Source organism: Pontibacter sp. HSC-14F20 (genome assembly GCF_019599265.1).
In the GTDB taxonomy this organism is placed as follows: domain Bacteria; phylum Bacteroidota; class Bacteroidia; order Cytophagales; family Hymenobacteraceae; genus Pontibacter.
The window spans coordinates 411,860-424,793 of sequence record NZ_JAHZTC010000001.1 but is presented as its reverse complement, the minus strand read 5'-3'; the positions used below and the strand labels follow the sequence as shown (position 1 = coordinate 424,793).

General features: G+C 46.8%; 12 protein-coding genes and 1 tRNA gene. 8 read left to right on the top strand and 5 right to left on the bottom strand.

The window, feature by feature from the left end:
• Positions 1–24 precede the first annotated feature (24 nt).
• The gene (locus tag K3G39_RS01900; protein ID WP_220624463.1) at positions 25–660 is read left to right on the top strand and encodes a DNA-3-methyladenine glycosylase; all 636 of its coding nucleotides are present in this window, start codon (positions 25–27) and stop codon (positions 658–660) included.
• Here K3G39_RS01900 and K3G39_RS01895 read toward each other — a convergent pair whose 3' ends face one another.
• Positions 661–1,572, bottom strand: coding sequence for a DUF58 domain-containing protein (locus K3G39_RS01895; RefSeq protein ID WP_220624462.1), 912 nt, complete (start codon positions 1,570–1,572; stop codon positions 661–663).
• 12 nt (positions 1,573–1,584) lie between these two features.
• Positions 1,585–1,938, bottom strand: a complete 354-nt coding sequence (locus tag K3G39_RS01890; RefSeq protein ID WP_255593750.1) for a septal ring lytic transglycosylase RlpA family protein — start codon at positions 1,936–1,938, stop codon at positions 1,585–1,587.
• Positions 1,939–2,143: 205 nt separating this feature from the next.
• Here K3G39_RS01890 and K3G39_RS01885 point away from each other — a divergent pair, with 205 nt between their 5' ends.
• Together K3G39_RS01885 and ychF are read left to right on the top strand one after the other, a co-directional pair.
• A complete protein-coding gene (locus tag K3G39_RS01885) occupies positions 2,144–2,500 on the top strand; it encodes a DUF3276 family protein (protein ID WP_220624460.1) in 357 nt (118 codons plus the stop codon).
• Between the two features lie 132 nt (positions 2,501–2,632).
• Entirely contained in the window at positions 2,633–3,730 is a 1,098-nt protein-coding gene (ychF, locus tag K3G39_RS01880) for a redox-regulated ATPase YchF (protein ID WP_220624459.1), read from the top strand.
• Positions 3,731–3,990: 260 nt separating this feature from the next.
• Here ychF and K3G39_RS01875 read toward each other — a convergent pair whose 3' ends face one another.
• Positions 3,991–5,313, bottom strand: coding sequence for a DUF5103 domain-containing protein (locus tag K3G39_RS01875; RefSeq protein ID WP_220624458.1), 1,323 nt, complete (start codon positions 5,311–5,313; stop codon positions 3,991–3,993).
• A 182-nt stretch (positions 5,314–5,495) separates the two neighbouring features.
• On the opposite strand from K3G39_RS01875, the gene K3G39_RS01870 reads away from it, so the two are divergent.
• The 4 genes from K3G39_RS01870 (at position 5,496) to K3G39_RS01860 (ending at position 8,214) form a co-directional block, all read left to right on the top strand.
• Positions 5,496–6,359, top strand: coding sequence for an SDR family oxidoreductase (locus K3G39_RS01870; protein WP_220624457.1), 864 nt, complete (start codon positions 5,496–5,498; stop codon positions 6,357–6,359).
• Between the two features lie 140 nt (positions 6,360–6,499).
• Positions 6,500–6,571 (top strand) — tRNA-Glu (locus K3G39_RS01865).
• Positions 6,572–6,660: 89 nt separating this feature from the next.
• The gene (locus tag K3G39_RS20700) at positions 6,661–6,783 is read left to right on the top strand and encodes a hypothetical protein (protein WP_255593749.1); all 123 of its coding nucleotides are present in this window, start codon (positions 6,661–6,663) and stop codon (positions 6,781–6,783) included.
• 189 nt (positions 6,784–6,972) lie between these two features.
• Entirely contained in the window at positions 6,973–8,214 is a 1,242-nt protein-coding gene (locus K3G39_RS01860) for an alpha/beta fold hydrolase (RefSeq protein WP_220624456.1), read from the top strand.
• Positions 8,215–8,379: 165 nt separating this feature from the next.
• Here the strand turns inward: K3G39_RS01860 and K3G39_RS01855 are convergent, their stop codons facing one another.
• Positions 8,380–9,267, bottom strand: a complete 888-nt coding sequence (locus K3G39_RS01855; protein ID WP_220624455.1) for an AraC family transcriptional regulator — start codon at positions 9,265–9,267, stop codon at positions 8,380–8,382.
• A 532-nt stretch (positions 9,268–9,799) separates the two neighbouring features.
• Entirely contained in the window at positions 9,800–10,348 is a 549-nt protein-coding gene (locus tag K3G39_RS01850; RefSeq protein WP_220624454.1) for a cysteine hydrolase family protein, read from the bottom strand.
• A 489-nt stretch (positions 10,349–10,837) separates the two neighbouring features.
• Between K3G39_RS01850 and K3G39_RS01845 the strand changes: the two genes are divergently transcribed.
• Complete coding sequence (locus tag K3G39_RS01845; RefSeq protein ID WP_220624453.1) at positions 10,838–12,724, top strand: gamma-glutamyltransferase family protein; 1,887 nt, start codon at positions 10,838–10,840, stop codon at positions 12,722–12,724.
• Positions 12,725–12,934 lie beyond the last annotated feature (210 nt).

The window sequence follows — 12,934 nt, the reverse complement described above, 5'->3', positions numbered from 1 at the left end:
ACCTATACCTTCTAGAACCCGCTTATGTCTATCAACCATTTCCCTGATTATCCGGCATCTGAAGTAATGGCCGTGTTTTCCAAAGATCCGATTCTGGCAGGCATAGTAGGTCGTGGGCAGCCTTTAGAGTCGTCCAGGTCAGAAGATTTATACCTGCGACTCATCAGTGCTATTGTCTCGCAGCAGCTCAGCACAAAAGCTGCCGCAACTATTTTCAGACGCTTCAAAGAATTATACCCGGAAGAGTACCCACACCCATACCTTGTACACGAAACAACAGACGAAACTCTGCGGAGTGCCGGGCTTTCCTTTCAGAAAATCGGATATGTGCGCAATGTAGCGTCTTTTGCACAAGGCGGGAATTTAGAACATGCCTTAATAAATGCAATGGAAGACGAAGCCCTGATTCAGCACCTCACCCAAATAAAAGGAGTGGGCCGCTGGACTGTGGAAATGTTGCTGATGTTTGCTTTAGAGAGGCCCGATGTGATGCCAGTGGATGACTTAGGTATACAGAACGCGATGAAACGACATTACAGTCTGGAGGAAAGCGGTAAGGCTCTTAAAGCAAGGATGATCGAAATAGCGGAGAATTGGCGGCCTTACCGCACCATTGCCTGCAAATACCTCTGGCAGTCGCTGGACAATATGCCAAAGTAATTACCGTACCTTCGCCCGCTTCACCAGGTAGCTATACAACACTCTGTCAAAAGGCTCACTGATGTCTACGGGCACAAAGTCTATTTTGTACTGACCACACTTGAGCTCCAGTTCTTTCTTATACCTGGCTACGGCGCTCTGGTAGTGCCCTTTTACCTGCGAGGGTTGCAACTTTAGCTCCTGGCCCGTCTCCACATCCACAAACACGTAAGGCCGCTCGGCAAAATCAAATTCTTCTTCAGTGCGGCGGTCCATCACATGAAAGATCAGCACTTCGTGCTTTTGGTGCTTGAGGTGCTGCAGAGCCGCAAAAATGGCATCGCTGTTTTCGTGCTGGCCCAGCATATCACTCAAAATAACCACCAGCGAGCGTTTCGGAATCTGCTGGGCAATCTGGTGAATGACGGAAGCTACATCGGTCTGAGCACGTGTCGGTGCCTCTTCCAGTTGTTTTTGTAGCAACAATAACAAGGTATGGAGATGCGATGCCGTAGACCTCACAGGCGTTTGCTGGCGTATGGTATCGGCAAAGGTTACCAGCCCCACGGCATCGCGCTGCTTGCGTAGCAGGGTGGCCAAAGCAGCGGCGCACAAAACACTAAAAGTCAGCTTCCCGTGATTTTCCACCGGATAATACATGGAAGGCGATACATCAAGTAGGATGTGGCAGCGTAGGTTGGTCTCCTCCTCAAAGCGCTTCACAAACAGCTTATCGGTGCGGGCGTATACCTTCCAGTCAATGTGGCGGGTACTTTCGCCGCTGTTATAGAGGCGGTGCTCCGAAAACTCTACCGAAAAACCATGGTAGGGCGACTGGTGGAGCCCTGTAATAAAGCCCTCGACCAGCTGTTTGGCCAGAAATTCCATATTCTCAAATTTCTGAACATCGGCTAGGGTGAGCGGCTTTTTCATACAGGTATAGGCTTATTTCTTTCCGGTCGGCTTTATTTCTGAAACGACTGTCGTCATTTCGGGTTGTCCGTCGTCAGCAACTTCGTGCACCTGAACCGCCGCAACCCCTTCGCGGATCAACTCAATCTGCTGCGCCGCAGCCCTGGACAGGTCAATGATGCGGTGACGGCTGGTAGCCATGCGGTCGTTGATGCGCACTACTACAGTCTTACCATTGCGCAGATTGGTCACCTGCACAAACGTGTTAAACGGCAGAGTGGCGTGGGCGGCGGTCAGCAGGTTTTTGTCGTAGCGTTCTCCGTTGGCTGTCCGGTGGCCCTGCATGCGGTCGGCGTAGTAAGAAGCCTTGCCGTCAGCTGAATACAAGACTGAACCGGAGTTGAATGAAAAAAGGAATACTAGTATAAGTGAAAGAAAATTCATACTATACTATATTTGGTCCGGTGACAAATATAAAATTTATTCTCTGCAGGGTTGTTAAAAGGCTGAAATTTAAATTCAAAAATTTTTATATATCAGAACAATATGTTAGCTTTAGGTTCAGAAAGTTGAATTTAACGTCTATAACACGGTGGAAGAGAACAACGACAAAGCAGAAATTTATTCCCAAAGAGTAAGAGCAGGGAAGAGAACGTATTTCTTTGATGTGAAATCAACTCGCTCAAATGACTTCTATGTGACCATCACAGAGAGCAAGCGCAAGTTTAAGGATGATGAGTTCTCGTACGAGAAACACAAGATCTTCCTTTACAAAGAGGACTTCGTGAAGTTCATGGAAGCCTTACAGGGCACCATCGATCATGTTAAATCTGAGCTTTTGACAGAAGAGGCTCTTGCCGCCCTCGAAAACCCAACCGAAACCGAAGCAATTCCGGTGCCGGTGGCCAGTGCCGAGGTGTCTTTTGATGAAGAACTGAAGTGGGAATAGATTCCACGTTTTTAGTTTAGCGACCGAGAGCCCGTGTTTCCTGCACGGGCTTTTTTTATAGCCGTATCCCCTGCCCTATACTTGCTGAAATTTCGTATCTTTGCGCCCTGATATAAAACAAGATAAAGATAAATGGGACTAAGATGCGGAATCGTGGGACTGCCAAATGTGGGCAAGTCCACTTTGTTCAACGCTATTTCGAATGCCAAGGCAGAATCTGCCAACTACCCTTTCTGTACCATCGAACCAAACGTGGGCGTTATTACGGTGCCTGACGAGCGTCTTCGAATTCTGGAAGAACTGGTAAACCCGCAGCGCGTGTTGCCAACGGTAATTGAATTTGTGGACATTGCCGGCCTTGTAAAAGGAGCCAGCAAAGGCGAAGGACTGGGCAATAAGTTCCTGGCCAATATCCGCGAGGTTGATGCCATCATCCACGTGGTGCGCTGCTTCGAAGATCCAAATATCGTACACGTAGCCGGCAAAGTAGATCCGATTTCTGATAAAGAAATCATCGATACCGAACTTCAACTCAAGGATCTGGAATCGATTGATAAAATGCTGCAGAAGGTACAGCGCTCTGCCAAGGCCGGTGATGCGAAAGCCAAAAAGGAGCTGGCTATACTTGATAAATACAAGAACCACCTGGAGCAAGGCCTGAACGCCCGCAGCCTCGAAGCAACTGAAGAAGACAAGGAAACGATCAGCGAACTTAACCTGCTCACGGACAAACCGGTGATCTATGCTGCCAACGTAGATGAGAACTCGATGCTGGAGGGTAACGAATACTCTAAAGCCCTGGAAGAGCATGTGAAGAACGAGAATGCGCAGGTTGTCCTTATATCAGCTTCTATCGAAGCACAGATCGCAGAGCTGACGGACCCGGAAGAAAAAGAGATGTTCCTGGCAGAATATGGCTTGACAGAGTCTGGCCTGAACAAATTGATCCGTGCTTCTTATGACCTGCTGGACCTGATCACTTACTTCACAGCTGGTGTAAAAGAAGTTCGCGCCTGGACTATTGGCAAAGGCTGGAAAGCACCTGCCGCTGCTGGCGTTATCCACTCTGATTTCGAGAAAGGCTTTATTCGTGCAGAAGTGATCAAGCTAAAGGATTACCAGGAATATAAGTCAGAAGCGAAGATTAAGGAAGCCGGCAAAATGGCAGTAGAAGGAAAAGACTACGTAGTACAGGACGGCGACATTATGCACTTCCGTTTCAACGTATAAGGTATAGACTGGACTATCATACAAAAGGCGGGAGTGATCCCGCCTTTTTTTGTAAACAATGGACGCTAAACCTATCTCAACGATAATAAACCGATTTCAATCAATCAGATAAGCATAAAAAGCTGATAGTCACGGAAGCCAGCCTGAAAAGACAAGCTTATCTAAACCAGCTCCCGATCATATCATTATATTGTCATTCTCAAAGGTATAAGTACATTTCAAATTCCGAAATACCCACATCCAGGTATTTATGCAGCGCCTTATCTGTTATTAAACAGGACCTCTTCATACCCGATGAGCAGGTCGGCACGGGAACCCGGCGGGCGGTAGTAGATCAGGATATCATAGGTGTTGCCTGTGGCGAAATGACTTCCCTCAAAATAACTGGCATCGGCAGTTTGTGCGTTAGCAGGTTTCAGTGCATAGTAATAGTTATAATATCCTTGCTTTAATAAAAGTCTGCCCTTGTAAGCCTGCTGCTCCTGGTCATAGCGCATACGGCTTTCGTCGTTTAATAACCACTCTGTCATGCCGCCCTGCAGGTATACCTCTCCCTGCTCCTCTCCTGTCTTCAATTCAAAATCAACCCAGGTATAGTCGGCATTCACGATCGAGTTGCCATACTCCCGGTTGCCGTACAGCATCTTGCCATCCGCGTCAGGATCCTGGCTGTATACCTGTCCTACCCTGATGCGCTCCTGCTGTAGTTGAATATGCACCGGCGATACTTCCAGGTTGATCTGCTCTATACCTAGTCCTTTAAAGCGGATACTGCGCGAGTCAAATGAACGGAATTCACTCAAGCCCAGAAAATGATCCTTTGCTTCAAAGAAAACATATTCCAGACGTCGCTGATCGTCACGCACAAAAGCTGGCTTCGTGTATACCTTGGCATTGTCCCAACGGTGATTCTGGCGCATGACCGCTTTTACTTCCTGCGCCGGATTTACCAGCGCATAATCTTTGTAAAACACGTTGAACTCGACAGGCTGTCGCGCTGCTCTTCCCTCCGGACCCGTCGGCACACCCAGTTTAGCGGTCACCGCTACTAAATTCTCGTATACCAGTATACGCCTGGTCAGCAGCAGATTGCCTCCCTCCTCACTCACCTGTAGCACATAGTTGCCGCTCAGTTTCACGCGGGGCACCCGAAAACGATAATGGACATAAGGCACCCGGGTATTGATCGAGTTCTGCACATCCGTAATAAAGAACTCGTTGAAGTCGTTGAGGTACTGTGCCTCATTAAGACCGGAAGGAGTCCAGTCGGCGTTGCAGTGAACAAGTTTGGCCACTAGTCGCTGCGGACCGGCATTCAGACGGTCAAACTCGAGCAGGATGGGTTGCTCCTGACCTATGGAAATTACGGCGGGCTCGAGTACGGCCTCTGGCCCTCCAGTGCCGCGGTAACATTGCACCGATCGTATACTGTTATCATACACGAAGTCCTGGTAGCGAATAATCTGCTGGGTTGTAGTTCCCGAAGTGTCGTAGCCCTGCTGCTCGAGCGGAACACAGGCTGCTAAGCCCAGGCAAATAGAAGCAAGCACAATCGCGTTGCTCAACTTACTTAAGTGCATCATATGAGTCTTTCAGGTAATGGCAGACAAGTACATGCCCATCTTACACAAAGTAGATCCTAAGATAGGAATTTTTAAACAAAGCTTGACGAACAACGTAGTGGTTCATTGTATTTTTCTCCTAATCCATTGCAGATCAAAACTTTATCCCGTATATAAAATAAACAGAAAAACAGCCCAACACTATGAAAAAAGTACTACTGGCTGGCGCTACCGGGCACCTGGGGAGGCATATTTTCCGGGAGCTAAAACAGCAGGGATATGAAGTGCGTGTGCTGGCGCGCAATCTGAAAAAGGCGCAATCACTTTTTCCGGACCCGGAAGAGCTCGTACTTGCCGATGCGACATCGCCACACTCCCTGGAAGGTTGCTGTGCGGGAGTAGATGTGGTGATATCTGCCCTGGGTAAAAATCTGAGCCTTCGTCACAAAGGCAGCGGTTCTTTTCATAGCATCAATTACAAAGCAAATCTCCATTTATTAAAAGAAGCTGAACAGGCTGGCGTTAAACAATTCGTTTATGTATCAGCATACGGTGCCGGGCACTTTCCGCAGCTGGCTTATTTCAAAGCACACGCCGATTTTGAAAAGGCTTTGCGTTACAGTTCGCTAACGTATACCATCCTGAAACCAGTCGCTTTGTTCTCAGCATTTGAAGAAATGGCGATTATGGCCCGAAAAGGGCACATCGGGCAGCTTGGCCAGGGGGATAAACTCACTAATCCGATTTTTGATGGTGATGTTGCCCGCATAGCCATTTCGAGCATCGGAAATCGTAACCAGTCGCTCGAGCTGGGCGGCCCTGTCACCTATACCCGCCAGGAATTGGCGCAGCTGGTCTGTGAAGCAGCAAATTATACCGGTCGTGTTGCCGAAATTCCCTTCGATTACGTAGAAACGCTGCTTCCTTTTGTGCGCCTGATCAGCAGAAGCCTGTACGACAAGCTCGCCTTTATGACAGCCGTAAGCAAAATTGACTGTGTAGCTCCGGCCATTGGTCAGCTAAGTTTAGAGGGCTATTTTGAATTGGAGCCCCAGCTAAGCAGCTGATATAATTAGAATGCGTAAATTATTTCTGGTTATAAATGAATCAGTTAGCCTGAAATGGGCTCTAAATCCAATAAAAAGTATCAGTTGCCATTTGCAAAATAAAAGCAACCCGCTATATTTGCATCACAATACGACAGAATGGTCCGTTCGTCTAGGGGTTAGGACTCCAGATTTTCATTCTGGCAACAGGGGTTCGATTCCCCTACGGACTACTCAAAAGCCGCTTCAGGTATACCTGAAGCGGCTTTTTTATGCACTTCAGACACTAAAGCAGCTTCCCTCCTTCCGCTTGGCTTCAATAATGCTTAAACTATTTGTAACAGGACAAAGGCAAATCCAGCAGCTCATGCTGTCTTTTCTCTACTTCGTTACGCTCGACCAGAGCCAGGCAGTGTTCAGAGACAAAATACACCAGTTCGTCTAAAAGAATATATATATATTAAACAGTACCTTGTATTACAAAGTACTATGCTTACCTTTACATTACTAGGTCACCACATTACACTTGAACCAGAAAAGTAGTCATTGTTAAAAGGATATTTAGAGTCAGCAACAGCTCCAGCTATCCAAGACAGCCCCAATTAATCTTAAACTTTTAAAAACAACTAAAACTATGACAATCAAAAAAACCTTCCTGCTGCTGTTTTTCTTCGGGAACATGACACTGGCAACTGCCCAACAAACCAAAATGACTAATGTCGGGGATCACTCGCTAGAGATGATACAGGCAGGAGCTGGCGAATACACCGTTATCTTCGAATCCGGCTTCGGAACAGACTACAAAGTATGGGGCAACGTAGCTTCTGAAGTAATGAACACAAACCAGGTGATGCTGTATTCAAGAGCCGGAACGGGCAAATCCGAACCCAATCCAAAGCCTCAAACCCTAGAGGCAGCTGTACAGGATCTGATCACTCTCATCGATCGGGCAAATTTGAAACCTCCTTTCATTTTAGTGGGCCATTCGTACGGCGCCTTCATTATCCGAGCCTATGCGGCGCAACATCCGGATAAAGTGAAAGGACTGGTCTTTGTTGATCCGGCGCATGAAAGAATGATGCAGGAACTCAAAAAGGCAGATTATGCCAAGGCCGTAAAGGACATGGAGCTGCAAAACAGCTTTACACCCGATAGGTTCAAGCAGGAAAATGAAGCCATAAACAGGATTTTCGAAAAAGCTGCTTTGCCTGACTTCGGAAAGTTGCCACAAGTACCGGCTGTGGTGCTTACCTCTGTGCAGAAAATGGCAAACCCGGAATTGTTTCTCCACGAACCAAAGGGTGTGGAAGTATGGCGAGCGCTGCACAGTGAATTCTTCAGCCAGTTTACCAGTGGCGCGCATGTTATAACTGCCAATAGTAGCCATAACATACATAGGGAGGAGCCGGAACTGGTGATTAACGCCATCAGTCAGGTGGTGCAAGAGGCAACGAAGAAAAAGGCTCGGCAGGAGCACGAAGCCAAAATGACGGCCTTAGATGATAAATTCGTGCAGGCGGCAGTGTACCTGAAGCAGCGAAAGGAACCCAAAGCCGAAGCAGTTGTATTTGATGGGTTAAAAGGCTCCGGCTTCGGCGAGCGCACCATCAACACCATCGCCTACCAATATCTTAACAACCCGGCTACAATGCCTGTTGCCCTGCTTATTTTCAAGTATAACACGATGGCATATGCTGGCTCGGCCAATGCATTTGATAGCTACGGGGAAGCCTTACTGAAGCAAGGCAGCCTAAAGCAGGCTGAAGAGCAGTTCCAGAAAGCCATTGAACTTGCTACTGCTGCAAAAGACGCCTCCACACTAAAAAACAGCAAAAGCAATCTGGAAAAAATCAACCAGCAAAAAAGGTCTAGATGACTACAAGGGTAGCAGCAATTATCTGTGCTTCAGCTCCTAATCCATATAAAGATGAGCCTCTAGAACAGTTAAATCCCTGTGGATAAAGGTCGATAATCCCATCCTTTGGTCTACTAAAAAACCACTTCAGATAAACCTGGAGTGGTTTTTTTATCCGGATGTCCTTCAGAAAATTCTACACTTTAAAGATTCATCTTTACCATTAGTCTGCAGAAATTCTCCTGCAGTCATACCTGTCTGGGTTTTGAAGAATCGCATCAGGTGATTGGGTTCCGGGAAATTGAGTTCATAGGCAATCTCACTGAGCGTAAGCTTGGAATGGAAAAGATAGTTTTTTATTTCGAGCAGCAGCCTTTGCTTAAGCAGGTGCTTGGCTGTGACATTAAACTGCTCTTTTACTGCTTTGTTCAAAGAAACCCGCGTAATCCCCAGCATTTCGGCATAATCGCTCACACGCTGCTTTTGATTTATGTTCATCTCAACCAACCGCTTGAATTGAAAGGCATAATGGTCATTGTCCCTTTCCATTTTCAGTTGGTTAACGACAGCATACTCCCTGTTCAGCTTCTGTAAAATATAATAGAGCAGCGACCGTATGATGTGTCCGCTGTCGGTCTTGGGATGCACAAGCTCTGATTTTATTTCGGTCAAAAGCGTACAGAAGCTTTGAATTGTTTCTTTTCCGACATCCATCTTCAGCGGGTAATCCAGTTGGTAAAAGTACAACAAGCGATAGGCAAATAATTTATCAGCGAAAAAGTCGTTCAGAAAATCCTCCTGGAAGAGAAGTATGGTAAAATCTTGTTCGCCCTCTTCGAAATGCCACTGCCTTTTTTGATAGGGAGACAGGAAGATGACGCTGTTGCCAGTCAGTTCGATCTGATGATCATTCAGCAGGAGTTTCCCCTTGGCTTTCTTACAGAAAACGACCTCAAAAAAATCTGTATTGAACGGTACTTTCTTTAAATAGTCGCTTTCACCACTTGTAAAGTGGAGTACGTTCAAGAGTACTTCTACGCCACATTCTGTCTTAAGAAATTTAAGGGTTTCCATAAGCTTACCAATGCTATACCTTGGCACATAAGGTAGCAGATTATGTTCATGAAAATGCTATGATCAAGATAGCTCTATACCCTGACCGTAAGTATATGCTTTCTTGCAATTTACAAAAAATGAACATTTAAAACGCTATCTACCGCTCGCCTCTTGATGCCTTCGACCATTGGTCACAGTTGTTGGCCTCTTTCCTAAGGAATAACAGTATTGAAAAGGCAAAGCTTGCTGACCGCCGTGGATTTGACCGTTTTTGGGTAGCTGAATAGCATACAAGGGCAAAGACAAAATGTACTTATGGACAGACTCGAGCTGTAATCACCAATATTAACCTAAACAAGGATTTGACGAAGTTTTGAGTGTTGCTAATCAATGCTAACATAATGGAGGAAGATTACCAGACACTGTTTTATTGTAAGAAGATTCAGTAATTGATGTTTTATATGAATTTGTGATAATAGGTATTCAGTAAAAAAAAACTCCCCCGACATATACCTGGCAGGAAGTTTCTTTTCTTTATCTAAGATGTTACTTAGGCAGAAAGGAATTCCTCCGTATTCTGGACATTAGCATAGAAGAAGGAAAGAGCACCTAAAAAGGCATGATGTACGTCGGCAGCCTTCACTACTTTTCCATTGATTTCCTGATCGCGGGAGGCACAGGCATCACCAATTACCGTACATTCAAATCCGAAGTCTTTTGCAGCTCTTGTAGTGGCATCCACACACATATGCGTCATCATACCTGTCACCACCACTTCAGTTACCTCATTGGCCTTCAGGTATTCCAATAGATCGGTCTCCCTAAAGCTATTCGGATAATACTTTTTAACCAGCTTTTCTCCTTCAAGTGGCTTTACATTGTCATGGATCTCTACGCCCATTGTATCCGGTTGAAAGAAAGGCATGTTAACGTCAGCTGCAAAATGCTGAATATGTGCGATTGGCAGGTTGTTTTCTCTGAAGTGATCGATCATTTTACGGGCTTTCAGGCTCGCCTCTACCGGTCCTTCCAGTTCCCAGGCTCCGTTTTCAAAATAATCGTTCTGTATGTCTATGACAAGCAATGCTTTCTTACTCATAACTTTCCTATTTAATTATGCTGAATGATAACGCAAAATTACCTTCTTACTTGTGAAGGCCTTATACCATAACAGGACAGATACCTATCAATTTGATAAACAGAAACAGTTTTCTTGTAATATGATGAATACTTTAAATTCCAGTTGCATGCCTGATTAACCTTGTGGAAGGTTTGTCTTGTTCGAATCGTTCAGACAAGCCTTACTTCTTGCGCTTCGCGCAACCTGCAGGTATTGGCACCTAGATTGAATGCCGGCAGTTTAACTGCTATCAGGGAGTGACTTATGTAAGGTTTTTGGTAAGAGAGGTGCTTCTTAAAGCTCCTGAGCCAGTTGTTGTATAGTGAGGATCTGAAATACATCGCACTCCCTCCCAATTGTAATGCATTTTAAAATCACCAAGAAACCGTCAGATAAAGCTGAAATAAAACAGGCAGTATTGGGCTCCTCTGTCAATTTCATTAAATTGATTTCCTAAATCATAAAACAATGAAACGACTCATTACGCTTTGTTTGCTGGCTTTGCCCCTGTTACCAGCTACGGCGCAGCAGACCCAAAAACCAGTGCTACACGGCAAAAGCTGGGTGGCCATTACAGGCAAACCGCTCGCTGCCACTGCCGGTGCCATGACTTTCCAGAAAGGCGGCAATGCCGTGGATGCGGCCTGCACCATGCTGGCGGCCACCTGTACCATGTGGGACGTGCTGAGTTGGGGCGGTGAAACGCAGGCGCTCATCTATAATCCCAAAACCAAAAAGGTTATCGCCCTTAACGCTATGGGCGTAGCTCCTACTGGCGCGACAGCTAAATTTTTCAAAGACAAAGGCTACAACTTTCCGCCGGAAAACGGACCGCTGGCAGCTACCACCCCCGGTACACCCGGTGGACTGATGCACATGCTTGCCAACTACGGCACCCTGAGTTTGGAAGAAGTGCTCGCACCTGCCATGGAAATGGCTGCCGGCTACCCGATGGAGGCCCAAACCGCCAACAGCATTGAAAGGAACAAGGAACTTATTAAGCAGTGGCCTTACAGCAAAAAGGTATTTCTGACCCATCCGGGTGAGAAACGGGAAGCACCGGTAGCAGGTGAGATTTTTGTACAAAAAGACCTGTTGCAAACACTCACCAAGCTGGTAGAAACCGAAAGAGCCACTCTAAAGCAAGGCAAAAGCCGAAAGGAGGCCATTATGGCGGCCTACGACCGCTTTTACAAAGGCGATATTGCCGAAGAATTTGTGCGTGGCTCCAAAGAACAAGGTGGCCTGATCACGATGCAGGACCTGGCGAACTGGAAGCCGATCGAGGAAGAACCGTTGATGGTGAACTACAAAGGCGTAGAGATATACAAGCTGCAGCAATGGACACAGGGACCAGCTATGTTGCAGGCACTCAACATACTCGAAAACTTCGATTTGAAAGGTATGGGTTATAACAGCACCCGCTACATCCATACCTTGTACCAGGCGATGAGCCTTTCTTTCGCAGACCGCGATTTCTATTACGGTGATCCTTACTTTAAACCCGAGGAACCAATGAAAGGCCTGCTCAGCAAGGAGTACGCAAAACAACGGGCCAGCCTGATGCTATCCGATAAAAACGACGAGAACATTGGCCCCGGTGACCCTTATCCTTTTGAAGGACGCAAAAACCCCTACCTGAAAATGCTGAAGCAGCGAGGTTACGAACCTGACACGGTGCGACGCAATTTTGCTCCTACGCACGACCAGCGCAGCGGTTCGTCTATGGAAGATGCCGAATACCAGGACAGATTGTGGCGCGGCACCACCACCATCGAAGCGGCTGACAAAGAAGGCTGGATCGTTTCCATCACACCAAGCGGCGGGTGGTTGCCGGCTACTATAGCTGGCAACACAGGTATAGGTATGAGCCAGCGCATGCAAAGCTTTGTGCTCGACCAGACGCTCAATCCTTTTAACGTAGTAGCGCCGGGCAAACGTCCACGCGTGACTCTCACTCCCTCTATGGCGCTGAAGGACGGTCGACCTTTTTTGTCTTTTGCGGTGCAGGGCGGCGATACCCAGGAACAGAACCTGCTGCAGTTCTTCCTCAACGTGGTGGAGTTTGACATGAACGTACAGAAGGCAGCTGAAGCGGCCAACTTTAACACCAACCAGCTCTGGCTCTCTTTGGGCGGCACCAAGATCGACGACCGCAAACCAAAGCCAGGCCATATTCTGCTCAACAAAAGCACCCCGGACTCAGTACGCAATGAACTGAAGAAAATGGGCTATACCCTGAGCTTCGGCGACCGCACCAGTGGCCCCATCAATGCAGTTTTCTTCGACTGGAAAAACGGCAGTCTCTGGGGAGGCTCCAGCAACCATGGCGAAGACTACGGCGTTGCCTGGTAAGGTATAGCTACAACCAATTTAACTTCAAATCCCCTTCTGGTAGAAGGGGATTTTTTTTTCACCAAATACCTACTTCTGGGTATTGGTACAACCGATTCCGTAGTTTACCTTTGTCGTCTCTAAATGCAAAATTTTGTCTTTATTATAATTTTTGGGTGCTCTTGCTCATTGCATTTTGCATTGCGCTATACCTCTGTGTGCCTTTCCAGG

Excerpts from the sequence above, each read along its gene's own strand:
- K3G39_RS01900 (WP_220624463.1), top strand. The coding sequence starts at position 25 with ATGTCTATCAACCATTTCCCTGATTATCCGGCATCTGAAGTAATGGCC.
- K3G39_RS01895 (WP_220624462.1), bottom strand. The coding sequence starts at position 1,572 with ATGAAAAAGCCGCTCACCCTAGCCGATGTTCAGAAATTTGAGAATATG.
- ychF (WP_220624459.1), top strand. The coding sequence starts at position 2,633 with ATGGGACTAAGATGCGGAATCGTGGGACTGCCAAATGTGGGCAAGTCC.
- K3G39_RS01875 (WP_220624458.1), bottom strand. The coding sequence starts at position 5,313 with ATGATGCACTTAAGTAAGTTGAGCAACGCGATTGTGCTTGCTTCTATT.
- K3G39_RS01870 (WP_220624457.1), top strand. The coding sequence starts at position 5,496 with ATGAAAAAAGTACTACTGGCTGGCGCTACCGGGCACCTGGGGAGGCAT.
- K3G39_RS20700 (WP_255593749.1), top strand. The coding sequence starts at position 6,661 with ATGCTTAAACTATTTGTAACAGGACAAAGGCAAATCCAGCAGCTCATG.
- K3G39_RS01860 (WP_220624456.1), top strand. The coding sequence starts at position 6,973 with ATGACAATCAAAAAAACCTTCCTGCTGCTGTTTTTCTTCGGGAACATG.
- K3G39_RS01855 (WP_220624455.1), bottom strand. The coding sequence starts at position 9,267 with ATGGAAACCCTTAAATTTCTTAAGACAGAATGTGGCGTAGAAGTACTC.
- K3G39_RS01850 (WP_220624454.1), bottom strand. The coding sequence starts at position 10,348 with ATGAGTAAGAAAGCATTGCTTGTCATAGACATACAGAACGATTATTTT.
- K3G39_RS01845 (WP_220624453.1), top strand. The coding sequence starts at position 10,838 with ATGAAACGACTCATTACGCTTTGTTTGCTGGCTTTGCCCCTGTTACCA.